Below are 22,639 nucleotides of genomic sequence, written 5' to 3'. Positions count from 1 at the left end.
ACAGGTAATGACAGCGCGGTTACTCGGGGCGCCACAGTTCGAGCCCCTGCACATGACGCTCGATGTCGTCCATGTCGTCCTCCCCCAGGGTGCGGTCGAAGGGCTCGCTGAGAATCCTGCGCACCTGCGCCAGGCGCTGGGTGACCTGCTGGTTATCGATGAAATCGGTGGTGGCGCGCTGGTAGTCGGCCACGGGTTTATCCCTGTAGTAGGCGCCCATCTTGTGCAGCGAGATCAACACGAACTCCAGTTCCGCCAGGGCTTGCAGGGCCTGCTCCCCCGAGAGGGTGATGGTGCGGTTGCTTTCCAGCATCGAATACTTCCTTGACTCTCAACCATTGGACAGACCGCCGCCACCTGGGTAGCGTGCGGCGCACATTTCAAACAGACAGGCCCCCAAACATGCTGATCAGGGACTTTCAAAGCAGCGATCTGCAAGCGTTGCTGGCGCTCTGGCTGGACGCCTCGATCCAGGCCCACCACTTTGTCGACCCCGATTTCTGGCGCGCCAAAGTCGAGGACATGCGCAACCTCTACATTCCCCATGCCCAGACCCGAGTGGCCGAACGCGACGGCCAACTCCTGGGTTTCTACTGCCTGCATGAGGATCAGCTGGCAGCGATTTTCGTCAGTGTGCAGCACCAGGGCCAGGGCGTGGGCAAACAGCTGCTGGCCGATGCCCGCGAGCGGCGCTCACGCCTGGAACTGGCGGTGTATGCCGCCAACCTGCCAAGCATCGGCTTCTACCGCCAGCAGGGATTCCAGGTGATCGGCAACTGCATTGACCCCAATACCGGAGAAGCCGAGCTGATCATGGCCTGGCCGGGCTGAAGGGCGCGACTCTACTCCCACAGGCGGTGCCCGGACAAATCCGCCGGCGGGTATCAGGCCGGCTCGTTAAAGCCACCGCTGCTTCAGAGGAAGAGGCTGCCCTTGAGGTACAAGGCGCCGTGGCCACTGATGATCACCCGCCCGTTGTCCAGCACCTGACACTCCAGCTGGCCCTTGCGCGCCCCGCCCTGTTGCGCCCGCAACTGACGCTTGCCCAGGCGCGCGGCCCAGTAAGGCGCCAGGGAGGTATGGGCGGAACCGGTGACCGGGTCTTCATTGACTCCGACCCGCGGGCCGAACCAGCGCGAGACGAAATCGAACTCCCGGGACGGCGCCGTCACGGCAATGCCGCGCACATCAAAGGCCGCCAGTGCGGCGAAATCCGGTTTGAGCGATTCCACCAGGCGTTCGTCGTCCACCACCAGCAGGTAATCGTCGGTGCGATACAGGGCCTCGGCCGCTGGCAAGCCCAGGGCTTGCAGCAGGGCCGGAGCAATCGCCACGGCCTCGGGCTGCTTGGCGGGAAAATCCATGGACAGCAGGCCGCCCTCGCGGCTCACCCGCAACTCGCCGCTGCGGGTGGCAAAACGCAGTACGTCGCGGCGCTCGCCCAACTGCTCGAACAGCACCCAGGCCGCCGCCAGGGTGGCGTGCCCGCACAGGTCGACTTCCACCGTGGGGGTGAACCAGCGCAGCTCGAAGACTTCGCCCCGGGGCACGAAATAGGCGGTTTCCGACAGGTTGTTCTCCAGGGCGATGCGCTGCAGGACCTCGTCCGGCAACCAGGCCTCCAGGGGGCACACCGCCGCCGGGTTGCCACCAAAGACATGGGAGGTAAAGGCATCCACTTGAAAGATATCGAGTTGCATCGCGGTCATTCCTCGGCGCCTTCGGCGCGGATCTGTTCCAGGTAGTTGTAGATGGTGTAGCGGGTCACCCCCAGGGCCGCGGCGGCCTTTTCGATCCCGCCCTTGACGATGAACACCCCGCGCTCCTGCATCTGGCGCACGGCGTCGAGCTTGTGCTGCTTGCTCAGGCGCGTCGCGTTTGCCGGGCAGGCACCCTGGATGATCTGGGCCAGCAACTGCTCCATGTCGCGGGTTTCATCGTGGCGCGGCGCAGGCGCGCTGCCCAGGCCCAGCAACTGGCCCAGGCAGGCGTGGGCGGCGGCGATGCCGCTCAGGTCGCTGTTGCTGCACAGGCTGGCGAAGGGCTGCCCGCTGCGGTCGCGAAAGATCACCGTGGAGCTGCGCAGCTCGCGGCCGTCGGGGGCCAGGGTCGGGTAGTTTTCCAGCACCAGCGGGGTGCTCGCCGAGCGGTCTTGCAGGGCCCTCAGCACCGCGGCAAAACCCAGGTCCTGGCGCGGCCCGCCCAGCACCGGGTCGCCGACCCGGCGCCCGGTGACATGGCCGTTGGCGATGGCGACGATCGACGATTCCGGGCGGTCCAGGTCATGCAGGACGATTTCCACATGCTGGCCAACCACGCTGGCAAGCATCTGCAAGGTGCTGCGCAGCACCTGCAGGACCAGTTGGCGCTCGGCAAGAAGGGCATCGCAAGGCGGGTTCATGGGCGGTTACCAAGGAAAGTGGCCGGGAAAAATATCAACATCTTGTTGAATATTCAACTTTTAGTCGATCAACGACTCAATCCTGTCAACCCATCGTGGCAATTGCACAGCCAGGGGCATTGCTGCAATATCCGCAAATGTAAAACATTCTCATTAGAGACCTCCATTCAAGTGCTCTCCCCCATGCCCCCCAACCTGCTCCTCGTGGAAGACGACGCCCGACTGCGCGACGATCTGGATCGGCATTTGCGCCAACGCGGCTTTGCCGTGACCACCTGCACCGACGGCCGCCAGGGCCTGGCAGCGGTGCGCGCCGGCCGCTTCGATCTGGTGCTGCTGGACATCATGCTGCCGGGCCTGGACGGCCTGGCCCTGCTGGAAACCCTGCGCCAGGAACAAGACACGCCGGTGATGCTGATGTCGGCCCTGGGGGCCGAGCAGGACCGCATCACCGGCTTCACCCGGGGCGCCGACGACTACCTGCCCAAGCCCTTCAGCCTGGCCGAACTGGACGCCCGCGCCGACGCCCTGCTGCGGCGCATGGCCCGGGTGCAACAGCAGCAGGCCACACGCCAGGACCCGGACCTGAGCTTCGACGACCAGGCCCAGGATGTGCTGCACCAGGGCCGCGCCGCGGGCCTGACCGGCTCGGAATACCGGCTGCTGGTGACCCTGCGCGAGCACCCCGGAGAAACCCTGAGCAAGCCCTTTCTCTATCAGCAAGTACTGCACCGCATCTATACGCGCCTGGATCGCGGACTGGATGTGCACGTGTGCAACCTGCGGCGCAAACTCGCCGACCTTGGGGTGCAGCACCTGCAGATCCAGGCGGTGCGCGGCGCCGGCTACATCCTGGTGGAGGCGCAACGTCACTGATGCGCCGTCATCCCCTGCTGTGGAAACTGGCCGGGCTGCAGATCGGCTTCTGCCTGCTGCTGACCTGGATCATCTGGACCTGGGGCCTGTCGGCCGAGCGCAGCACCTATTTTCTCGACCCCGCCGACCGCCAGTACCTGGCCCGCTATGCGCAGCAGGCCGAGGCCGCCTGGCAGCAGGGCGGCGCCGCGGCGGTGGATGCCTTTGAAAAACGCCTGGCGGCCGAGGAAGACACCTGGGTCGCGGTGCTCGGCGAACGCCTGCAACGCCTGGGCAGCACGCCGCTGAGCGCCGAGGACGCCAGCCACCTGACCTTCATGCGCAAGCTCGACTGGCCCATGAGTCGGCGCCTGCAGGACGAGTTGCCCTACGTCAGCATCGAGTTCCCCGAGCACCCGGAACAAGGCCGGCTGGTGCTGCAACTGCCCGAGCGCCTGCTGCCCAGCGGCCTGACGCCCTGGACCCACCTCTTCAGCCATGGCGTGGTGCCGACCCTGCTCGCCGCCCTGCTCGGCCTGTTGCTCTATCGCCATCTGGTGCTGCCACTGAACCGCCTGCGCGACCGCGCCGATGCCTTGCGCGCCGACGACCTGGAAAGCCAGGGGCTGGGCACGCCCCTGGTGAACCGCCACGACGAACTGGGGGAGCTGGCCCTGGCCTTCGAGCACATGGCCGAGCGCCTGCGCCAGAGCCTGGCCCAGCAGCGCCTGTTGTTGCGCACCTTGTCCCATGAGCTGCGTACGCCCCTGGCGCGGTTGCGCATCGCCCACGACAGCCCTTTGCCGCCGGAGCAGTTGCGCCAGCGCCTGGACCGCGAGATCGCCGACATGCAGCGCCTGCTGGAAGACACCCTGGACCTGGCCTGGCTCGACACCGAACGTCCGCAGCTGCCCACCGAAGCGGTGCAGGTGCTGTCGATCTGGGAAGCGCTGCGCGAGGACGCCTGCTTTGAAAGCGCCTGGGACGCCGAGCGCCTGCCCTGCCTGCTGGACACCGAGTGCCGGGTCCAGGTGCACCTGGACAGCATCGCCCAGGCCCTGGAAAACCTGCTGCGCAATGCCATCCGCCACTCACCCGCCGACGGCCGGGTGAGCCTGCGCGGCTGGCGCGAAGGTGCCTATTGGCACCTGTGCCTGGAAGACCAGGGACCGGGCGTGGCCGAGCAGGACCTGCAACGGATCTTCCAGCCCTACCAGCGCCTGGACTCGGCCCAGGGCGACGGTTTCGGCCTGGGCCTGGCCATCGCCCGGCGCGCCGTGGAACTGCACCAGGGGCGGATCTGGGCCAGCAACAGTCACCCCGGGTTGTGCATGCACCTGCTGCTGCCTGCCGCCTAGACCCACGACCTGGAAGTGTTTAGAAAGTTAATGCGCTTTACTCGCAAATAGCAGTCATTATCATTCGTGATCTTCTGTTTCTGCCTCTGTCCGGAGATCACCGATGTCCATGCGCTCGCTGCGTCCTTTCGCCCCCTTCCTGCTGTCCGGCTGCTGCCTGCTCAGCCACGCGGTGCAGGCCGCCAATGCAGGCTCGACCCCGCCGGTCCTGGAGCTGGAACCCCAGAGCGTCATCGCCACCGCCAAGGAAGAAACCAAGCAGGCACCGGGGGTCTCGGTGATCACCGCCGAGGACATCCAGAAGCGCCCGCCGGCCAACGACCTGTCGCAGATCATCCGCACCATGCCTGGGGTCAACCTCACCGGTAACTCCACCAGCGGCCAGCGCGGCAACAACCGGCAGATCGACATCCGCGGCATGGGCCCGGAAAACACCCTGATCCTGGTGGACGGCAAGCCGGTGGGCAGCCGCAACTCGGTGCGCTACGGCTGGCGCGGCGAGCGCGACAGCCGCGGCGACACTAACTGGGTGCCGGCCGATCAGGTCGAACGCATCGAAGTGATCCGCGGCCCGGCGGCGGCCCGCTACGGCAACGGTGCCGCTGGCGGGGTGATCAACATCATCACCAAGCAGGCCGGCAGCCAGACCCACGGCAACGCCACGCTCTACAGCTCGTTCCCGACCCACAAGGACGAAGGCGCCACCCAGCGCGCCAGCTTCGGCCTCAACGGCCCGCTCACCGACACCTTGAGCTACCGGGTCTACGGCAACGTGGCCAAGACCGACTCCGACGACGCCGATATCAACGCTGGCCATGAATCCCTGCGCACCGGCAACCAGATCGGCACCCTTCCCGCTGGCCGCGAAGGCGTACGCAACAAGGACCTCAACGGCCTGTTGAGCTGGCGCATGACTCCGGACCAGACCCTGGACTTCGAAGCCGGCTTCAGCCGCCAGGGCAATATCTACACCGGCGATACCCAGAACACCAACAGCAACAAGAATGTGCAGAACCTGCTGGGCCACGAGACCAACCGCAGCTACCGCGAAACCTACGCCCTGACCCATCGCGGCGATTGGGACTTCGGCAGCTCCATGGCCTACCTGCAATACGAGAAGACCCGCAACACGCGGATCAACGAAGGCCTGGCCGGCGGCACCGAGGGCATCTTCAGCAACAGCGAGTTCTACACCGCAGTGCTGCGCGACCTGACCGCCCATGGCGAAGTCAACCTGCCGCTGCACGCCGGTTTCGAGCAGACCCTGACCCTGGGCAGCGAATGGTCCCAGCAGAAGCTCGACGACCCCAGCGCCAACACCCAGAGCACCAGCGAAGGCGGCGCCGTGGGCGGCCTGAGCTCAAGCAACCGCAGCACCCAGTCCAGCGCGCAGATCTTCTCGCTGTTCGCCGAAGACAACATCGAACTGCGCCCGGGCACCATGCTCACCCCGGGCCTGCGCTTCGACCACCACAACATCGTGGGCGACAACTGGAGCCCGTCCCTCAACCTGTCCCATGCCCTGAGCGACACCCTGACCCTCAAGGCCGGCATCGCCCGGGCCTACAAGGCGCCGAACCTGTACCAGCTCAACGCCGACTACCTGCTCTACAGCCGCGGCCAGGGCTGCTATGGCCAGAGCACCAGCTGCTACCTGCAGGGCAACGACAAGCTCAAAGCAGAAACCAGCGTCAACAAGGAACTGGGCCTGGAGTACAAGGCCGACGGCTGGGTCGCCGGCCTGACCTACTTCCGCAACGACTACAAGAACAAGGTGGAATCCGGCCTGGCGCCAGTGAGCCGAGCCAGCGGCGGCAGCGGCGCTTACCGCAACGCGGCGATCTACCAGTGGGAGAACGTGCCCAAGGCCCTGGTGGAAGGCATGGAAGGCACCCTGACCATTCCTTTGGCCAGCCAGCTGACCTGGAACAACAACTTCACCTACATGCTGCAATCGAAGAACAAGCAAACCGGCGACTACCTCTCGGTGACCCCGCGCTACACCCTCAACTCGATGCTCGACTGGCAGGCCACCCAGGACCTGTCGTTGCAGGCAAGCGTGGCCTGGTACGGCCAGCAGACGCCGAAGAAGTACGACTACCACGGCGACCGAGTCACCGGCAGCGCTACCCAGCAACTGGCGCCCTACGCCATTGCCGGGGTCAGCGGCACCTACGCCCTGACCCGTCACCTGAGCATCACCGCCGGGGTCGACAACCTGTTCGACAAACGCCTGTTCCGTGAAGGCAATGCCCAGGGCGTGAACAATATCGCCGGGGCCGGCGCCGCCACCTACAACGAACCCGGGCGCACCCTGTACACCAGCCTGAGCGCATCGTTCTGATGCCATCGCCCAGCCCCCGCCGAGAACGCCTGATGAGACGTTTTGTTCTGCCCCTGGCCCTGGCCTGGGGCCTTGCGGGAACGGCCCTGGCCGCCCCCGCCCCGGACCAGCCCATGGACCGCAGCCTGCTACAGCGCCAGGACCTGCCCTACCGCTTCAGCAGCCTGCAACTGGATTCCGCCGACGGCCAGCGCCACTACCAGCTGTGGATCGGCCAGCCGCTGCAGGCACCGCCGCCACAGGGTTATCCGGTGCTGTGGATGCTCGATGGCAATGCCGCCATCGGCGCTCTGGACCCCGAGCAGCTCAAGCGTCTGGACCAAGGCCCGGCGCCGCTGCTGGTGGCGGTGGGTTACCAGACCCCGCTGCGCATCGAACGCAACGCCCGCACCTATGACTACACCCCGCAGCAACCGGGCCTTGAAGCACAGCAAGACCCGCTGACCGGGCAACCCAGCGGCGGCGCCGAGGCCTTCCTGCAGTTGTTGCGAGAACGCATGCGCCCGGCCGTGGCGGCGCAGGCGCCGATCGACCCGGCGCAGCAGACCCTGTGGGGCCATTCCTACGGCGGCTTACTGGTGCTGCAAGCGCTGTTCGCCCGGCCCCAGGAGTTTCGCCACTACGCCGCCGCAAGTCCTTCGCTGTGGTGGGGCGACGGCCTGGTCCTGACCCAGGCCCAGGGCCTGGCCGGACGCCTGCAGGGCCAGCGTGCACAACTGTTGCTGATGCGTGGCGGCGCCGAACCGGGCAACCCGCGTCAGCCACCGGGGCCCGAGGCCGACCAGCGCGCCCGCCAATTGCAGGCGCAACTGGCTCAGGTGCCGGGGCTGGCCCTGGACTACCACAGCTTCGAAAAACTCAGCCATGGCCAGACTCTGGCGGCGTCCCTGCGCTACGTGCTGGAGCGGCTCTACCTGCCGGCGGCCAAGGACTGAAAACCCTGCGCCCGGGTGCAAGGCCCGGGCAGCGAGTTCCAGCGCAAGAGACGGGGTGCAAGCCTTGGGGCGGCGGGCTAATCTGCTGCTCGCCCCGCCACGTGTTCCGGATCGCCAATGCCCACCTGCCCCGCCACTCGTTTTCTTGCCGCACTGGATGCCGACTGGGCCGCACTGATCGCCGCCGTCGGCCCCTGCCTGCACCAGCCCCGCCCGGAGCGCGAGCCTTATCAGGCGCTGGTGCGCGCGGTGGCCTACCAGCAACTGCATGCCCGCGCCGGCGACGCGATACTCGGCCGCCTGCGCGCCTTGTTTCCCGGGCAAGCCTTCCCCACGCCCCGGCAACTGGCCGATGCCAGCCTGGAGCGCCTGCGCGGCTGCGGCTTCTCCGCACGCAAGGTGGCGACCCTGCACGGCATCGCCCAGGCCACCCTCGACGGCCGCGTCCCCGATGCCGCCAGCGCCCGCGGCCTGGATGACGAACAGCTGATAGAGCGCCTGACCCAACTGCCCGGGATCGGCCGCTGGACCGTGGAGATGCTGTTGATCTACAGCCTTGAGCGCGAGGACATCTTGCCGGTGGACGACTTTGGCGTACGCGAAGGCTACCGCCGCCTCAAGGGCCTGGAGCAACCGCACAGCCCCCGCCAGCTGCGCCAGATCGGCCAGGCCTGGAGCCCCTGGCGCACCACCGCCGCCTGGTACCTGTGGCGCGTACCGCCCGGCCAACCGTAACCCTGTAGCCGCTGCCGCAGGCTGCGAAAAGCCCCGAAGGGGCTTCAGGGACCTCAAGAGCGGCGCCTGCTTCGCAGTCGTTCGCAGCCTGCGGCAGCGGCTACAGACAGCCAGCGCAGCCAGTGCAGCCAGTTGGGCAAGGCCAGGGAGATCCGCGGGACGTAGGTCACCAGGATCAGGATCATCAGCAGGATCGACAGTCGGCCCGACTCCAGCAGCACCTTGGCGCAGTCGCGCAGCGCCATGTCGCGGTACACGAACAGCGCGACGAAGGCCGAGTAAACCACCATGACGATCGACCGCGGAATCAGGATGCCCAGGGTCCCGGCGTTGCAGTTGATCCCGGCGCCGAATTCCTTGGGGTAGCCGGAGCGCACCATGCCCGCCACGGCAATCGAGCCCACCGTCGCCACCGTGGCCGGCGACGAACCGGACAACGCGGCGAACAGCATGCAGGCCAGTACCGCGGCAAACGCCAGGCTGCCGCGGATATGGCCGACGCAGGCGTTGGCGTGGGCCAGGCCGACGCCTTCGCCAGCGCGCCAGCGCCGGCAAGTGGGCAATTGAACCGCGCGCGCGTAACCCCTAAAGTCACGCCTCCCGCTATCAATCTGAGATCGCCGATGGCCGCTCTTCGCCTGACTACCCTGCACACCACTCAAGCGGTGCTGGACGCCTTTCGCGACAGCGATGTATCGCCCGAGGTGCTGCTCGAAGGCAGTGGCATCCAGCTGGCCGACCTGGACCTGCCCAACAGCCTGATCAACATCAGCCAGGAAATGCGGGTGTTCAGCAACGCCGTGAAATTTCGCCAGGACCTGGGGCTGGTGCTGGGGCGCAACCTGCATATCAGCGCCTACGGCATGTTCGGCCTGACCCTGCTGACCAGCGCCACCCTGCGCGAAGGCTGGTCCCTGGCGCTGCGCTACCCCTTGCTGCTGGGCACCTTCTTCCGCCTCGACCTGGAGGTCCGCGACGGCCTGGCCTGGCTCACCGCCGACCAGTACAGCGAGACCGAGCTTGAGGTGTTCAACACCGACTTCTGCATGTCGTCCTACCGGGTCACCTGCCAGGACCTGCTGGGCTGCTCCCTGCCCTTGCGCCAGGTGCAACTGATGCACGGCCCGCAACCCTACCTGGACAGCTACGAGCAGGCCTTCAACTGCCCGGTGCAGTTCAACGCCGGGCGCAATGCCATCGGCTTCGACCTGGAATGGCTGGACCGGCGCCTGCCCCTGGCGGACCTGGTCACCCAGAACGACATGCTGCAACGCTGCATCCGCCTCAACGAAGAGCTCAGTGCCCGGCCGACCTGGATCGATCAGGTGCGACGCATCCTCAATGAACAGCTGCACGCGGTGCCGGACTTCGACAGCCTGGCGCGCCAGGTGCACTGTTCCCCCAGCACCCTGCGCCGACGCCTGCGGGCCCAGGACACCAGCTATCAGCAGTTGCTCGATGAGCTGCGCTATGCCCGGGCGCAACAGTTGCTGGGCCAGCACAGCCTGCCCATCTACCGCATCGCCGAAGCCCTGGGCTTCAAGGAAACCGCAAGTTTCCGCCATGCCTTCCAACGCTGGAGCGGTGTCGCTCCCGGGCGCTTCCGGCAGTTGGCCGGCCAGCTCGGACCGCTCTCGGACTGCGCTGAAGATTGACGCTAAATATCCCCTATTGACCGTTGCCAACATTCTCTCAGGGACCTATCCGGCCAAGAATGATCCACCCGGAAGGTCCCGCTCATTTCAGACATGGAGTTGTCGCATGAAATCGCTGCATACCGCCCTCACCCGCCTGGCCCTGAGCTGCTCCCTGAGCGCCCTGGCCCTGAGCGCCAGCTTCAGCGTCCACGCCGCCCCCGAGCGCACGGTGAACATCTTCAACTGGTCGGAGTACATCGCTCCCAACACCATCAAGGACTTCCAGGCCCAGAGCGGGATCAAGGTCAAGTACGACATCTTCGAAAGCAATGAAGTGCTGGAAGCCAAACTGCTGACCGGCAACAGCGGCTATGACGTGGTGGTGCCTTCCAGCGGTTTCGTCAGCAAGCAGATCAGCGCCGGCGCCTTCCAGCCCCTGGACCGTGGCCAACTGCCGAACTGGAAGAACCTCGACCCGGCAGTGATGAAGCTGCTGGAGCAGAGCGACCCGGGCAACCGCTACGTGATCCCCTACATGTGGGGCACCAACCTGATCGGCTACAACCGCGACAAGGTCCAGGAACTGCTGGGCACCGATGCCCCGGTCAACAGCTGGGACCTGGTGTTCAAGGAAGAGAACCTGAAGAAGCTCAGCCAGTGCGGCGTGACCTTCCTCGACTCGCCCGCCGAGATGCTGCCCCTGGCCCTGCACTACCTGGGCCTGGACCCCAACAGCCAGAACCCCGAGGACTACCGCAAGGCCGAGGCCCTGCTGCTCAAGCTGCGTCCCTATGTGCGCTACTTCCACAGCGCCAAGTGGATGGGCGATATCGCCAACGGCAACATCTGCGTGGCCGTGGGCTACTCCGGCGGCTTCCTGCAGGCGGCCAACCGCGCCAACGAAGCCAAGAACGGCGTGCACATTGAAATGCGCATTCCCAAGGAAGGCACCCTGGTGTGGATCGACACCGTGGCCGTTCCCGCCGGCGCCAAGCACGTGGACACCGCCCACGCCTTTCTCAATTACCTGATGGAACCGAAAGTCATCGCCTCCATCAGCAACTACGTCGGCTACCCCAATGGCGTGACCGACTCCAAACCGTTCATCCAGCAGACGCTGCTGGACAACCCGGACCTGTTCCCCAGCGCCGAGACCATGACCCGCCTGTACCCCCTGGCACCGCTGCCGGCCAAGGCCGAACGCACCCGGACCCGGACCTGGGTCAAGGTCACCAGTGGCCGCTGAGTTTTTGACCCTCAAGGGTTTGCGGGCCGCCACCAGCGGCGCGTTCGCAGCCCTTGCCCGTTGGCCCGCCACCGGCGCCCCACGGCCTTGATAGAAGAGCTGCCCATGTCGTTATCCCCGTCCAGCCCACCGGCCCTGCACCTGCTGTCCATCGAGGCATTGCTGCACGGCTTTGCCGCCCGGCAGTTCACCCCGGTGGATCTGCTGCACGCCGTGCTGGCCCGGATCGAACGCCATGAGCCGCAACTCAATGCCCTCTGCGAGCGCCAGGACGCGGCCGCTCTCGCCGCCGCCCAGGCGGCTACCGCGCGCTGGGCCGCCGGGCAACCGCTGGGGCGGCTGGACGGCATCCCGATCCTGGTCAAGGACAACAGCGACATCCAGGGCTGGCACACCCGCAGCGGCTCCAGGGCGCTGGCCGACCGACCGCCCATGACCCGCGACACCAGCCTGGTGGCGCGGTTGCGCGAGGCCGGGGCGATCTTCATTGGCAAGACCACCCTGCCGGAACTGGGCAGCACGCCCCTGACCGACAGCCCGCTGACCGGCATCACCCGCAACCCCTGGAACCTGGCCCTGCATGCCGGTGGCAGCAGTGGCGGCAGCACCGCTGGCGTGGCCGCCGGTTACGCCCCGGCGGCCACCGGCAATGATGCCGCCGGATCGATCCGCACCCCGTCGAGCTTTTGCGGGGTGATCGGTTTCAAGCCCAGCCATGGCCTGGTGTCCGCCTGCCCGAGCATCGACCCGGGGGGCATGGCCGCCGAAGGCCCGATTGCCCGGCATGTACGGGATATCGCCCTGCTGATGGAGCTGATGAGCGCCCATGAGCCTGATGAACCTTTCGCCTGGCCCCATGCTCCCGGCCAGTTCCTGTCCGGCATCGAGGACGGCATCAGCGGCCTGCGCATCGCCTTCAGCGCCGACCTGGGCCATGCCGCCCATGTCGATCCGCAGATTGCCGCCCGTTGCCTGGCCGCTGCCCAGTTGCTGCAGCAGGCCGGGGCAACCGTGGTCCAGGCCTCGCCGGACATCGGCCAGCCGGCCGCGAATTACCTGCGGGCCTGGCCGGTGGAGGTGGCCAGCGCCATGGCCGAGGAAATCCCGCTGGAGCGCCAGCACCTGGTCGGCGACTTCCTCCAGCAGGCCCAGGTCCGCGCACGCCAGCTCAATGCCCTGGATTACGCCTGCGCGGTGCAGGAGCGGCATCGGGTCGCGCAACAACTGCATGACTTTCTCGGCGACTACGACCTGCTGCTGACCCCCACTGCGGTGGTCGAGCCCTTCGCCGTGGAGCGCCAGATGCCGCCCGACTGGCCGGAGCAGATCAGCGCCATGTGGCAGCCCACCACCTTCCCGTTCAATTTCAGCCGCCAACCGGCGCTGAGCATGCCCTGCGGCCTGAGCGCCGCCGGCCTGCCCATAGGCCTGCAGATCGTCGCCCGCTTCGGCCATGACGAACGGGTCCTGCGGGCCGCCCGGGCCCTGGAAAAACTGCTGCCTGCCGGGGTGTTCGCTCATCCCGCTGGCCTGCTGGACGCCCCCCGGGCGTGAACTGCACTGAACAACCCGCTGACGCAGCAACATCGCGCCGCTTTACGGACAAGGAGGTGGACCATGGAGTCTTCTAGCAGTTGGTATCAAGACACTCAATTCGACCACGACATCTACGTGATGATCATTCGTGAGCCGAGTTCGCCGAGCCTCTATGCACATCAATCCGGCGCCAGCTTCAGCTACGTCGGGCGGCTCACCGGCCATGGCCAGCACCCGTGCTTTTCCGTGCACTTTGCCTGCCCGCCCTACGGCAACGACTACGCCAGCACCGAAGCCGCCCTGCAAGCCGGGCTGGCCCATGGTCGCGCCCTGATCGAACACTGGCGCACCCGGGGCAGCAAGCCACCGGCGCGCAACGCCGAAGTCGCCCTTTCCAACTACAGCAACTGAACGCCCCGGCGCCGCTGGCCCTGGGCTAGCGGCTCAAGGCCGGCCCAGGCTGTCGAGGTACTCGATGGCCTGGCGGTACTTCTCCAGGCGCCGCCGGTCATCCTCGCTGGGTTCGGGGATGCGTGACAGGTCACTGTTCTCCGCCAGGTCCGCCCGCTTTACCCGCCGCGCCAAAGGATTCTGTGCAGCGCGGCGGATAAACCCCGGATAGTCCTCACCCTCGACCTTGGTCAGCGCCGCCAGGGCCTGCAGCACCTCTTCACTGAAACCTTCGCCGCGCAGTTGCTCCAGGGTCACCGGGCTGTCTTCGATGACGTCGTGGAGCACCGCGACCAGCTGTTCCCGGGGCTCGGACAGCCGCAGCATGACCCGCAGGGGATGGAGGATATAGGGCGCCCCGCCCTTGTCGACTTGCCCGGCATGGGCCCGGGCAGCAATGGCGATGGCGCGTTCCAGGGTACTCATGGGCGGTGGCTCCGGATCTCGGCAACAATACCGGGGCCATACTAACCCGGCCGATTCAGGCCAGGGCCAGCAGACGCCGGGCCCGTTGCAGCACCGGCGCGTCGACCAGCTGCCCGTCCACCTGATAGGCACCGGATCGGGCCATGACCGGTGATCGCCAGCCGAGGCGCGACAGCAGCGGACATTGATGCCGATCAAGCGCCCGGATCGCCGGCGGAGTAAAGCTTGTGGCAATCACCTGCCCTTTGCTTCCCCGGAGACTTGATCATGTCCAGCAGCGCCCTCGATGTCCTCGTCCAACCGCCATTTCCGGCCCAGCAAGGCCAATACTGGATCGACGCCCTGAGCGACGGCAGCCACGTGCTGATCCGCCCGCTGCGCCCTGAAGACCGGGGCCGGGAAAAGGCCTTTATCGAAAACCTCTCCCCCGTCACCCGGCACCAGCGCTTTCTCGGTGAGGTCAAGGAAGTCGGCGATCAGTTGCTGGATCAGCTGATGGATGTCGGCACCCCGCAACGGGTGGCCTACGTGGCCCTTGTCCACGACAACGGCGAGCTGCGGGAAGTCGGCATCAGCCGCTATGCCCAGGTCGACGACCAGCCCTGGCGCTGCGAGTTTGCCGTGACCATCGCCGATCAATGGCAAGGCAAGGGCCTCGGTGCCCTGCTGATGCAGCATCTGATCGACGAAGCCCGTACCAATGGCTTCCAGCAGCTGTATTCGGTGGACAGCGCCGCCAACTACAGCATGCGCCGCCTGGCGAAGACCCTCGGCATGCGCAGCGCCATCGACCCCGACGATGCCACCCAGGTGATCCACAGCCTGGAGCTGTAACCCGCCCAAGCCGCGCCTCGGTCCGAGGCGCGGCCACCTTCGCTTAACACTCTTTGACAGTTTCCAGACAAAGCTGCCAAAGACTCCTCAGACGCCCTTCCCTAGCATCCGCTCATCGAATTTCCGGTCGGGTGCTGCATGTCCCCCAAACTTCTCGGCCTGCCACTGCTGGGCATCCTGCTGAGCAGCCTCGGCTGCAATGGCCAACCACCTGCGCCGCCGGTCATAGCGCCCGGCGACTACGCCAGCATCATCAGCTACTTGAAGCAGTACATCCCCCGGGAGATGGCCGAGCACCAGGTCCCGGGGCTGTCCATCGCCCTGGTGGACGGCCAGGAGCTGATCTGGGCCCGGGGCTTCGGGTTTGCCGACCAGGCACGGGGCCTGCAGGTGACCGAGAACACCGCGTTTCGCGCCGGCGCCCTGTCGCAGTTGCTGACCGCTACGGCGGTCATGCAACTGGTGGAACAGGGACGCCTGCAGTTGGATGCGCCCCTGCAGGACAGCCTCAAGGAATTCTACGTCCGCTCGCGCTTTCACCAGGACCAGAACGCCGCCGACCAGGCCGTGACGGTGCGCCGCCTGCTCAGCCATCAGGCCGGGATGCCCGCCGAGTACCTGCGCGACTCACGTACGCCCCAGGCTCTCAACGAGCTGCCGAGAAAGGTCAGCGGGGTCTGGCTGAACAATGCCCCGGGCACCCGGACCGCCCCCTCCAACCTGGGCTACGCCCTGCTGGGCGCGGCGGTGGAACGCAGCAGCGGCCTGGATTTCGAGATGCAATTGCAAAAAAGCCTGCTGCGCCCGCTGGGCATGAGCCAGTCGAGTTTCATAGGCGGCAGCGGCGCACAACCCTACCGCACCCAAGGCTATACCGACGGCTCCCGCAGCAATGATGTCCTGGTGCGCGACCTGTCCGCCGCTGGCTTGTGGAGCAATCCACGGGACCTGAGCCACTTCGTGCGCATGCTCTTCGCCCAGGGCAGCTACAAGCATCAGGCGTTGCTCTCGCCGGCCTCGATCAAGGAGATGGTGCGTCCGCAGAACAGCGGCAACCCGCTGGATTTCGATTGTCAGGTGGGCCTGGGCTGGTTCCTCTCGCCCTGTGGCGACGAGTGGGTCAACCCGGGGATTGGCACTTGGCAACGCAGTGGCTCCGGCGATGATTTCCACGCCCGGATCAGCGTGCTCCCGGAGCAGCAACTGGCGGTGATCGTGATGAGCAATTCCGGCTCTGGCGCAGCCCTGGCCCAGCCGTTGGTGCCGCAGATTCTGCGCATGCTGCAGCAGGCCCATGGCGCCCCCGAAGGGATGCAAGCCGGCCCTGTTCAGCAGGGCTGCGTTCAGCACGATTCCGGCCAGGATGGCTCCGTCCCGAATGGCTCCGTACTGGATAGCCCCGTAGTGGATAGCCCCGTACTGAGAAGCCCCGTACCGAGTAGCTCCGTCCAGGGTCGCACTGACCAGAAGGGCTCAGACCAGAACCGCTCCGACCAGCCCAGCCCGCGGCGCCGGGTGCCGGAAGCCGCCGACCGCCAGCATCTGGCGGGGTTCTATGCCACGACCTGGGGCGTGCTGCGCATCAAGGACCAGGACCAGCGGCTGTTTGGCGAACTGGCCGGCACGCGCTTCGAGTTGCTGCGCGACGAACACGGCTGGCTGCGGGCGCAGAAGAAAATCCTCGGACTGTGGCAGCAGGACCTGGGCGACCTGGGACGGGTGCAACTGGACGTCATGAACGTTCAGGGCAACCGGGTATTTACCGCCAAGCGCCACGGCCAGCTACTGGCCATGGGGGAACGGATCGATCCGGTGCCCCTGCCCGACAACTGGCTGGCCATGGTCGGCACCTATCACGCCCTCAACGATGACGAAGCCAACGCCCCCTTGAACGGCGTCAGCATCGCCCTGGAAGACGGCTTCCTGATGATCCGCAGCCTGCAACAGGGCCGCACCCTCACCGATTACATCCTGGCTCCGGTGGACAACGCCCATGCGGTGATTGCCGGCCATGGCCCCGGGCTGGGCGACACCGTGCGCCGCCAGGTCAACGGGGTCAACGTCCTCGGCTACTCCTTCAAACGTATCTACACCCCCCACTACCTGAGGTTCTAAAACACTATGAAAAGCCTGAAACGCTGCACCACCGTCGCCCTTTGGGCGGGCACCCTCGGCCTGGCCACAGGGTCTGCAGCGCTGCATGCCGAGGACTGGAAATATGGCGTGCGCGGCGGTGTGGCCAGCGTGCCGCGCTACAGCGGCAGTGACGAGCGCACCGTGGCGCCGATTTTCGGCGGCGAAATCATCAGCCCCTATGGCCTCTTCCTCAACACCGACCAGGGCCTGGGCTGGGGCCATGAATGGGGCGACCTGTCGTTCAGCACCTGGGTCGGCCCCAGCGAAGAACGGCGCGACAAGAACCACCTGGGCCAAGGCTCCAAGCGGCTCAAGGGCATGGGCCAGATCAAGTCACGTGCACAGTTCGGCGCACACCTGGGTTACGACCTGGGCCCGTTCGAACTGGGAGCCACGGTGACCCACGCCGTGAAGAAGAATGACAACAAGGACACCGGTTCGGCTTACAGCCAGCTGCAGCTGAGCATTGGCACCAACCTGTACGAGGGACGTTTGGGCAGCCTCGATGCCAGCCTCAACAGCCTGTTCGGCAATGCCGACTATATGCAGACCTGGTACGGCGTGAGCGGCACCCAGGCCACCAACAGCCGCTTCAGCGCCTACCGCGCCAAGGGCGGGCTGGTGAGCAATGGCCTGGACCTGGAATGGACCCTGCCCCTCAACGAGCAGACCAAGCTTTCGACCCTGCTGTCCCTGCAGTACCTGGGCAAGGAAGCCGGCGACAGCCCGATCGTCGATCGGCGCATGCAGACGGTGCTGGGCACCCAGCTTGAGTACAGCTTTTAAGCGGTAGGCTTCGAGCGGCAAGCGGCAAGCAGCGAACTGGCGGCTTGAAGCTTGCCGCTTACCGCTTGCAACTTGCCGCTGCCGCTAATCGACATGGGCCCAGGTCAGGCGAAACGAGGCCCCGCCCCACTCCGAATCCACCACCTCGACCTTGCCGCCATGCCACTGGGAGACCCGTCGCACCAGGGCCAGGCCCAGGCCGAAGCCACCGGTACGCCGGTCGCGGCTGGCGTCGAGCCGGGAAAAGGGTTCAAAGATTTTCTCCCGTCCATCCACCGGCACGCCGGGCCCGTCATCATTGACCCGCACTTCGTAGCCCTGCTCCAGGCGCACCAGGGACACCTCCACCCGCCGGTCGGCGTAGCGAATGGCGTTGCGCAGCAGATTGATCACCGCCCGGGCCATGAAGCGTGGCTCGATCCGCACGTACTCGACCTGGCAGGAGCGGATCAGCAACTGCACCCCCGCCGCTTCCGCCTCCAGGGCGACACTGCCGACCACGCTGTCGAGCCAGCTCTGGGCCTGGATACTCTCGCGACTGATGGTGGCCGCGCCGTGCTCCAGGCTGGCGTAGGACAACAGCTCGGAAACCATGTCCTCCAGTTCGCCAAGGTCGGCGTACATGTCGGCGATCAGTTCGCGGTTTTCCTCCGGGTCCGGTTGCTGCTGCAACTGGTCCAGCTCGAATGACAGCCGCGCGATGGGCGTGCGCAACTCGTGGGACACCGCGTTGGTCAGCTCGCGCTGGTTGGCGATCAGGCCCTCGATGCGCGCCGCCATGCGGTTGAAGTGCTGGGCCAGGTCGCGAATGTTGGAACGCTGGGACAGTTGCAGGCGGGTGCTGAGGTCATTGCCGCCAAAACGCTCGGCGGCCAGGCGCAGGCGCTCCAGGTCGCGCCAGTGCGGGCGCACCCAGAAGTACAGGACGATGGCCAGCAGCGTGCCGAGCAAGGCATAGGCGGCGATGTTGTAGAGCAGGGTCAGGGGTGGGTCTTCCGGCAGCTTGATGCTCAGTAACTGGGGACCGTCGTCGATGCTGGAAATGAATTCGTTGAAATCATCCCGGACCACCAGCTGCTTGGCGCTCAGCAGCGCCCGCTCCTTCTGATTGAGGTCCAGCTCGCCGGCCTGCACCAGCTTGAGCCCCAGCCCGTAATGGGGTTTGAGCAACTCCAGTTGATGCTGACGCCCGGCCTCGTCAAAGGGCCGCAGCTGCTCGCTGAGGCTATAGGCCGGCCCGCGCACCGCATCGCGGTTGTAGGCCTCGATCAGGTCCACCGCCAGGTAGTTGAGGAAGATGTGTTGCACCGCGGTCATGGCTCCGGCAAAGCCGAGGGCCAGGAACAGGTAGAGCCCCAGAAACAGCCGCAGCATTCAAATCTCCCAGGCGAATGGATTGAACAGGTAGCCCTTGCCCCACACGGTCTTGATGCACACCGGCTCGCGCGGGTTGTCCTTGAGCTTGCCGCGTAATTTGCTGATGTAGACGTCGACGCTGCGGTTCAGACCGTCGAACTCGATGCCGCGCATGCGGTTCAGGATGTCATCCCGGGACAGGGTCTTGCCTGCCGCATTGGCCAGCAGCCAGAGCAGCTCGAACTCCATGGTGGTCAGTTCGATCGGCTCGCCGGACAGACGCACCTCGCGGCTGCTGCGGTCGATGCTCAGCACGCCGAACTCCAGGGCCCCGCGCAAGGCGGTCGACTCCGGCACCTGGCGCCGCTGCAGGGCCCGCAGCCGCGCCAGCAGCACCGCCGGCTTGATGGGCTTGATCACATAGTCGTCGGCGCCGGACTCCAGGCCGAGGATGTGGTCCAGGTCGTCTTCCTTGGCGGTGAGGATGACAATCGGGGTATCGGCCACGGCGCGGATTTCCCGGCACACGTGCAGGCCGCTCTGGCCCGGCAACATCAGGTCGAGCACCACCAGCTTCGGTTTGAATTCGAGAAACGCCGCCAAGGCCACATCGCCCCGGTGTACCGTCAGCACTTCAAAGCCATGCTGGGACAGGAAGCTGGCAATCAGCCCGGCGAGCTTCTCGTCATCTTCCACCAGCAGGACTTTGCCAAGACCCAGGTTTTCCATACCTTCCCGTTCGCAAGCACACAATTTTGAGTGCGCGCATTATAGAAGGACCCAGGTTAAAAAAAGGCTAAGGTCGCGGCAAAACCAGCGACTTATCGCGGTTTTGCGCAAAGTTTCATTCTTTTAAGAGTTTTTAACAATTTGCCCCTGCTTTTACACAAGGGCAGCGACACAAGGGTTGTGCCTTACCAGGCCGGTACGCCGCTGTGGAAGCGGAATTCCGGGTCCGGGGACTCGATCAGCTCCTGCTCGGCGGCCCGCACCTTGTCGATCACCTGAGCGATGTCCCGGGCGTCGCCATACTGGTAGGCCAGCTTCAGGTAGCCCTGATAGTGCCGGGCCTCGCTTTTGAGCAGGCCGAAATAGAACTTGCCCAACTCCTCATCCAGGTGTGGCACCAGGGCTTCGAAGCGCTCGCAACTGCGGGCTTCGATAAAGGCGCCGACCACCAGGGTGTCCACCAGCTTCACCGGCTCATGGCTGCGCACCACCTTGCGCAGGCCCGAAGCGTAGCGCCCGGCGTGCAGTTGGCGCAGCTCGACCTTGCGTCGTTTCATCAGGCGCATGACCTGTTCGTGGTGCACCAGTTCTTCCCGGGCCAGGCGCGACATCATGTTGATCAGGTCGACGTGGGAATGGTACTTGGCGATCAGGCTCAGGGCGGTGCTGGCGGCCTTGAACTCACAGTTCTTGTGGTCGATCAGCAGGGTTTCCTGGTCGGCCAGGGCCGCCTGGACCCAGGCGTCGGGAGTCCGACAGCCGAGGAAGTCATGAATTTCCAAAAAGTTCATCGGCGCATTTCCGAGCAATCCGCCACAGCAAGGCGAGCAATGGCGGCACTATCAGTGATCGATAACATGAGGCTCACGAGACAAATAAGGCTTCACAGCGAAAGGCTGGCGATTATACCGGCCACGTCGCAGACCACCAGCGGCCGCGCTTGATATGCATCAACATGCGGCGCGGGCGCCAGCAACTATAGTTGTGCACGCTAGGGTCTGTTCCCGTTTGGTGACGAGCCGCGTTGCTGGGCCAAACGGGAACAGACCCTAACCATTCATCCCTTTCCTGGAGATCCCGATCATGCAAAGTATCCGCAGCATCCTGGTGGTCATCGATCCCACGCCTGGCGAAAGTCTCGCCCTCAAGCGCGCCAAGCTGATTGCCGGGGTCACCCAGGCCCACCTGCATCTGCTGGTCTGCGACAAGAAGCACGAACACTCGGCGCTGCTCAGCGTGCTCAAGAGCAGCCTGACCGGCGAAGGCTACAGCGTCACCACCGAGCAGGCCTGGAACGAGAGCCTGCATGAAACCATCATCGACGTGCAGCAGGCCGAGGGTTGCGGCCTGGTGATCAAGCAGCATTCCCATGACAATCCGCTGAAGAAAGTCCTGCTGACCCCGGCGGACTGGAAGCTGCTGCGCTACTGCCCAACCCCGGTGCTGCTGGTCAAGACCGCCACCCCCTGGGCCGGTGGCGTAGTCATGGCGGCCATCGATGTCGGCAACATGGACGGCGAACACCGCACCCTGCATGCCAGCATCGTTGACTATGGTTTCGACATCGCCAGCCTGGCCAGGGCCCAACTGCACGTGATCAGCGCCCATCCATCACCGATGCTTTCGGCATCCGACCCGGTGTTCCAGCTCAAGGAAACCATCGAGAAGCGCTACCGCGAGGAATGCAGGGCGTTCCAGGCCGAGTTCGATATCGACGATGCGCACCTGCATATCGAGGAAGGTCCGGCGGACGTGCTGATTCCCCATATGGCCCACAAGCTGGGGGCCGTGCTGACCATCATCGGCACCGTGGCCCGCACCGGGTTGTCGGGGGCCTTGATCGGCAACACCGCCGAAGTGGTGCTCGACTCCCTGGACAGTGACGTGCTGGTGCTCAAGCCGGCGGACATCATGGACCACCTGGAAGAACTCGCCGCCAAAGTCTGAGACCCTCACCCCAACGTCATCGCGTCATCTGCGCCGTCCATGACGACGCTGTCGCTGGCAAGCCCACGCCTGCAGCACCCTTTGCGCAGGAAGTGGCTGGCCGACGAACCTCTCAGCCCAGGGCGTCCTTGAGAAACCCCGGGGCGATGTAGCGCTGGTAGTGGGCTTCCGACAGCAGGAAGAATTCCCGATCGATGGCGTCACGCAACTCCGGCAGGCCCCAGTCGCGGAACTCCGGCAACAGCGCCATGCCGTAGGCGTCGAGCTGGTTGATCACCCGCGCGCCCCGGGCAATCAGCTGGTAGGCCCAGCAATACTCGGACTGGTGCGGCACGAAACGGATCTTGCGCTGCTCCAGTTGCCCGCGCAGACGCGCCGGGTCGAAGACTTCCAGCTTGGCCGCCATCACCTGCACCAGCAGTTGTTCAAGACGCAACCAGACCGCGCGTTTCTCCTCCTCGTTGTAACCGTTCCAGTTGATCACTTCGTGATGGAAACGCTTGCAGCCGCGGCACACCAGGTCGCCGTAGACGGTGGAGCAGAGGCCGACGCAAGGGGTCTTGATGGTCTGATTGGGCATAGAAAAACAACACACGCAAAGGCAAAACAGTCGGCAATGTTAGCCCTTTGTCTAAGATTGATCACCCCTCAAACTTCAATACAGCAACTTACGTTTAGATTTTTTTTGCCGTAGAATCAGCCAGCCTTTTTAGGCGCCAATGTCCGTTTGAAGCTGTTTTCAAAGCGTCACGAGCACAGTCGTTCCTTCAGAGCGGTGTTGGCGAGGGATTTTTCCAGCGGGGAAAAATCCAGCGCCAACCCTCATCAGCTCCCCGTTCTGCAGGCGTAAAACTTTGAAAGCAGCTTCTGTAAGGAATTGTCGGTAATTCTGGCTAAGTGGCCCACAACGCCACGCAGCGCATGAGTA

At 65.3% G+C, this 22,639-nt stretch carries 22 protein-coding genes and 1 pseudogene; 14 read left to right on the top strand and 9 right to left on the bottom strand.

The window, feature by feature from the left end:
* Window positions 1-19 precede the first annotated feature (19 nt).
* Complete coding sequence (locus KHO49_RS27825) at window positions 20-313, bottom strand: hypothetical protein (protein ID WP_110653538.1); 294 nt, start codon at window positions 311-313, stop codon at window positions 20-22.
* 89 nt (window positions 314-402) lie between these two features.
* Here KHO49_RS27825 and KHO49_RS27820 point away from each other — a divergent pair, with 89 nt between their 5' ends.
* Entirely contained in the window at window positions 403-831 is a 429-nt protein-coding gene (locus tag KHO49_RS27820; RefSeq protein WP_349628997.1) for an N-acetyltransferase, read from the top strand.
* An 83-nt stretch (window positions 832-914) separates the two neighbouring features.
* Here KHO49_RS27820 and KHO49_RS27815 read toward each other — a convergent pair whose 3' ends face one another.
* Together KHO49_RS27815 and KHO49_RS27810 are read right to left on the bottom strand one after the other, a co-directional pair.
* On the bottom strand, window positions 915-1,700 hold the full coding sequence (locus tag KHO49_RS27815) for a PhzF family phenazine biosynthesis protein (protein ID WP_213666506.1): 786 nt from the start codon (window positions 1,698-1,700) through the stop codon (window positions 915-917).
* A gap of 5 nt (window positions 1,701-1,705) precedes the next feature.
* Entirely contained in the window at window positions 1,706-2,401 is a 696-nt protein-coding gene (locus KHO49_RS27810) for a helix-turn-helix transcriptional regulator (RefSeq protein ID WP_213666227.1), read from the bottom strand.
* 183 nt (window positions 2,402-2,584) lie between these two features.
* Between KHO49_RS27810 and KHO49_RS27805 the strand changes: the two genes are divergently transcribed.
* From KHO49_RS27805 to KHO49_RS27785, 5 genes are all read left to right on the top strand, one after another.
* Window positions 2,585-3,277 carry a response regulator transcription factor gene (locus KHO49_RS27805; RefSeq protein ID WP_110596999.1) on the top strand — a complete coding sequence of 231 codons (693 nt, stop codon included), beginning with the start codon at window positions 2,585-2,587 and terminating at the stop codon, window positions 3,275-3,277.
* The gene (locus tag KHO49_RS27800) at window positions 3,277-4,614 is read left to right on the top strand and encodes a HAMP domain-containing sensor histidine kinase (RefSeq protein ID WP_213666226.1); all 1,338 of its coding nucleotides are present in this window, start codon (window positions 3,277-3,279) and stop codon (window positions 4,612-4,614) included. The genes KHO49_RS27805 and KHO49_RS27800 overlap by 1 nt, the downstream gene beginning before the upstream one ends.
* A 103-nt stretch (window positions 4,615-4,717) precedes the next feature.
* Window positions 4,718-6,958, top strand: a complete 2,241-nt coding sequence (locus tag KHO49_RS27795; RefSeq protein WP_213666225.1) for a TonB-dependent siderophore receptor — start codon at window positions 4,718-4,720, stop codon at window positions 6,956-6,958.
* A 32-nt stretch (window positions 6,959-6,990) separates the two neighbouring features.
* Window positions 6,991-7,893 carry an alpha/beta hydrolase gene (locus KHO49_RS27790; protein ID WP_213666224.1) on the top strand — a complete coding sequence of 301 codons (903 nt, stop codon included), beginning with the start codon at window positions 6,991-6,993 and terminating at the stop codon, window positions 7,891-7,893.
* 117 nt (window positions 7,894-8,010) lie between these two features.
* Entirely contained in the window at window positions 8,011-8,628 is a 618-nt protein-coding gene (locus KHO49_RS27785) for a DNA-3-methyladenine glycosylase family protein (RefSeq protein ID WP_213666223.1), read from the top strand.
* A gap of 173 nt (window positions 8,629-8,801) precedes the next feature.
* On the opposite strand, the pseudogene KHO49_RS27780 reads toward KHO49_RS27785, so the two are convergent.
* Window positions 8,802-9,140, bottom strand: a pseudogene (locus tag KHO49_RS27780) (TRAP transporter large permease subunit); the annotation flags it as partial.
* Between the two features lie 111 nt (window positions 9,141-9,251).
* Here KHO49_RS27780 and KHO49_RS27775 point away from each other — a divergent pair.
* The 4 genes from KHO49_RS27775 to KHO49_RS27760 all read left to right on the top strand — a co-directional run bounded on the left by KHO49_RS27775 (window position 9,252) and on the right by KHO49_RS27760 (window position 13,458).
* Window positions 9,252-10,283: an AraC family transcriptional regulator gene (locus KHO49_RS27775; protein WP_170004227.1), complete on the top strand. Its 1,032-nt coding sequence runs from the start codon at window positions 9,252-9,254 to the stop codon at window positions 10,281-10,283.
* A 106-nt stretch (window positions 10,284-10,389) separates the two neighbouring features.
* The gene (locus KHO49_RS27770; RefSeq protein ID WP_213666222.1) at window positions 10,390-11,511 is read left to right on the top strand and encodes a polyamine ABC transporter substrate-binding protein; all 1,122 of its coding nucleotides are present in this window, start codon (window positions 10,390-10,392) and stop codon (window positions 11,509-11,511) included.
* A 105-nt stretch (window positions 11,512-11,616) separates the two neighbouring features.
* Window positions 11,617-13,065 (top strand): amidase, encoded by a 1,449-nt coding sequence (locus tag KHO49_RS27765; protein WP_213666221.1) that lies wholly within the window; start codon window positions 11,617-11,619, stop codon window positions 13,063-13,065.
* Window positions 13,066-13,128: 63 nt separating this feature from the next.
* The gene (locus KHO49_RS27760; protein ID WP_110653531.1) at window positions 13,129-13,458 is read left to right on the top strand and encodes a hypothetical protein; all 330 of its coding nucleotides are present in this window, start codon (window positions 13,129-13,131) and stop codon (window positions 13,456-13,458) included.
* A gap of 33 nt (window positions 13,459-13,491) precedes the next feature.
* Here the strand turns inward: KHO49_RS27760 and KHO49_RS27755 are convergent, their stop codons facing one another.
* Complete coding sequence (locus KHO49_RS27755; RefSeq protein ID WP_213666220.1) at window positions 13,492-13,923, bottom strand: HD domain-containing protein; 432 nt, start codon at window positions 13,921-13,923, stop codon at window positions 13,492-13,494.
* Window positions 13,924-14,190: 267 nt separating this feature from the next.
* Here KHO49_RS27755 and KHO49_RS27750 point away from each other — a divergent pair, with 267 nt between their 5' ends.
* The 3 genes from KHO49_RS27750 (at window position 14,191) to KHO49_RS27735 (ending at window position 17,679) form a co-directional block, all read left to right on the top strand.
* Window positions 14,191-14,757 (top strand): GNAT family N-acetyltransferase, encoded by a 567-nt coding sequence (locus KHO49_RS27750; RefSeq protein WP_213666219.1) that lies wholly within the window; start codon window positions 14,191-14,193, stop codon window positions 14,755-14,757.
* 138 nt (window positions 14,758-14,895) lie between these two features.
* Window positions 14,896-16,872 (top strand): serine hydrolase domain-containing protein, encoded by a 1,977-nt coding sequence (locus KHO49_RS31200; protein WP_249735876.1) that lies wholly within the window; start codon window positions 14,896-14,898, stop codon window positions 16,870-16,872.
* Window positions 16,873-16,878: 6 nt separating this feature from the next.
* Complete coding sequence (locus KHO49_RS27735) at window positions 16,879-17,679, top strand: MipA/OmpV family protein (RefSeq protein WP_213666218.1); 801 nt, start codon at window positions 16,879-16,881, stop codon at window positions 17,677-17,679.
* Between the two features lie 84 nt (window positions 17,680-17,763).
* On the opposite strand, the gene KHO49_RS27730 is transcribed toward KHO49_RS27735, so the two are convergent.
* From KHO49_RS27730 to KHO49_RS27720, 3 genes are all read right to left on the bottom strand, one after another.
* The gene (locus KHO49_RS27730; RefSeq protein ID WP_102879725.1) at window positions 17,764-19,053 is read right to left on the bottom strand and encodes an ATP-binding protein; all 1,290 of its coding nucleotides are present in this window, start codon (window positions 19,051-19,053) and stop codon (window positions 17,764-17,766) included.
* Entirely contained in the window at window positions 19,054-19,764 is a 711-nt protein-coding gene (locus tag KHO49_RS27725) for a winged helix-turn-helix domain-containing protein (RefSeq protein WP_102879726.1), read from the bottom strand.
* A 185-nt stretch (window positions 19,765-19,949) separates the two neighbouring features.
* Window positions 19,950-20,555: a MiaE family protein gene (locus tag KHO49_RS27720; RefSeq protein ID WP_102879727.1), complete on the bottom strand. Its 606-nt coding sequence runs from the start codon at window positions 20,553-20,555 to the stop codon at window positions 19,950-19,952.
* A gap of 292 nt (window positions 20,556-20,847) precedes the next feature.
* Between KHO49_RS27720 and uspL the strand changes: the two genes are divergently transcribed.
* Complete coding sequence (uspL, locus tag KHO49_RS27715; RefSeq protein ID WP_102864486.1) at window positions 20,848-21,711, top strand: universal stress protein UspL; 864 nt, start codon at window positions 20,848-20,850, stop codon at window positions 21,709-21,711.
* A 112-nt stretch (window positions 21,712-21,823) separates the two neighbouring features.
* Here the strand turns inward: uspL and KHO49_RS27710 are convergent, their stop codons facing one another.
* On the bottom strand, window positions 21,824-22,291 hold the full coding sequence (locus tag KHO49_RS27710; RefSeq protein WP_102879728.1) for a DUF1289 domain-containing protein: 468 nt from the start codon (window positions 22,289-22,291) through the stop codon (window positions 21,824-21,826).
* Window positions 22,292-22,639: the final 348 nt, after the last annotated feature.

The sequence above is a fragment of the Pseudomonas sp. RC4D1 genome, assembly GCF_018390395.1.
Classification (GTDB): Bacteria; Pseudomonadota; Gammaproteobacteria; order Pseudomonadales; family Pseudomonadaceae; genus Aquipseudomonas; species Aquipseudomonas danubii.
The sequence above is the reverse complement of the archived record's forward strand: the minus strand, read 5'-3'. Positions and strand labels throughout refer to the sequence as shown.

Bases quoted from the DNA above. Each gene is read 5' to 3' on its own strand.
- KHO49_RS27825 (WP_110653538.1), bottom strand. From the start codon at position 313: ATGCTGGAAAGCAACCGCACCATCACCCTCTCGGGGGAGCAGGCCCTG.
- KHO49_RS27820 (WP_349628997.1), top strand. From the start codon at position 403: ATGCTGATCAGGGACTTTCAAAGCAGCGATCTGCAAGCGTTGCTGGCG.
- KHO49_RS27815 (WP_213666506.1), bottom strand. From the start codon at position 1,700: ATGCAACTCGATATCTTTCAAGTGGATGCCTTTACCTCCCATGTCTTT.
- KHO49_RS27810 (WP_213666227.1), bottom strand. From the start codon at position 2,401: ATGAACCCGCCTTGCGATGCCCTTCTTGCCGAGCGCCAACTGGTCCTG.
- KHO49_RS27805 (WP_110596999.1), top strand. From the start codon at position 2,585: ATGCCCCCCAACCTGCTCCTCGTGGAAGACGACGCCCGACTGCGCGAC.
- KHO49_RS27800 (WP_213666226.1), top strand. From the start codon at position 3,277: ATGCGCCGTCATCCCCTGCTGTGGAAACTGGCCGGGCTGCAGATCGGC.
- KHO49_RS27795 (WP_213666225.1), top strand. From the start codon at position 4,718: ATGTCCATGCGCTCGCTGCGTCCTTTCGCCCCCTTCCTGCTGTCCGGC.
- KHO49_RS27790 (WP_213666224.1), top strand. From the start codon at position 6,991: ATGAGACGTTTTGTTCTGCCCCTGGCCCTGGCCTGGGGCCTTGCGGGA.
- KHO49_RS27785 (WP_213666223.1), top strand. From the start codon at position 8,011: ATGCCCACCTGCCCCGCCACTCGTTTTCTTGCCGCACTGGATGCCGAC.
- KHO49_RS27775 (WP_170004227.1), top strand. From the start codon at position 9,252: ATGGCCGCTCTTCGCCTGACTACCCTGCACACCACTCAAGCGGTGCTG.
- KHO49_RS27770 (WP_213666222.1), top strand. From the start codon at position 10,390: ATGAAATCGCTGCATACCGCCCTCACCCGCCTGGCCCTGAGCTGCTCC.
- KHO49_RS27765 (WP_213666221.1), top strand. From the start codon at position 11,617: ATGTCGTTATCCCCGTCCAGCCCACCGGCCCTGCACCTGCTGTCCATC.
- KHO49_RS27760 (WP_110653531.1), top strand. From the start codon at position 13,129: ATGGAGTCTTCTAGCAGTTGGTATCAAGACACTCAATTCGACCACGAC.
- KHO49_RS27755 (WP_213666220.1), bottom strand. From the start codon at position 13,923: ATGAGTACCCTGGAACGCGCCATCGCCATTGCTGCCCGGGCCCATGCC.
- KHO49_RS27750 (WP_213666219.1), top strand. From the start codon at position 14,191: ATGTCCAGCAGCGCCCTCGATGTCCTCGTCCAACCGCCATTTCCGGCC.
- KHO49_RS31200 (WP_249735876.1), top strand. From the start codon at position 14,896: ATGTCCCCCAAACTTCTCGGCCTGCCACTGCTGGGCATCCTGCTGAGC.
- KHO49_RS27735 (WP_213666218.1), top strand. From the start codon at position 16,879: ATGAAAAGCCTGAAACGCTGCACCACCGTCGCCCTTTGGGCGGGCACC.
- KHO49_RS27730 (WP_102879725.1), bottom strand. From the start codon at position 19,053: ATGCTGCGGCTGTTTCTGGGGCTCTACCTGTTCCTGGCCCTCGGCTTT.
- KHO49_RS27725 (WP_102879726.1), bottom strand. From the start codon at position 19,764: ATGGAAAACCTGGGTCTTGGCAAAGTCCTGCTGGTGGAAGATGACGAG.
- KHO49_RS27720 (WP_102879727.1), bottom strand. From the start codon at position 20,555: ATGAACTTTTTGGAAATTCATGACTTCCTCGGCTGTCGGACTCCCGAC.
- uspL (WP_102864486.1), top strand. From the start codon at position 20,848: ATGCAAAGTATCCGCAGCATCCTGGTGGTCATCGATCCCACGCCTGGC.
- KHO49_RS27710 (WP_102879728.1), bottom strand. From the start codon at position 22,291: ATGCCCAATCAGACCATCAAGACCCCTTGCGTCGGCCTCTGCTCCACC.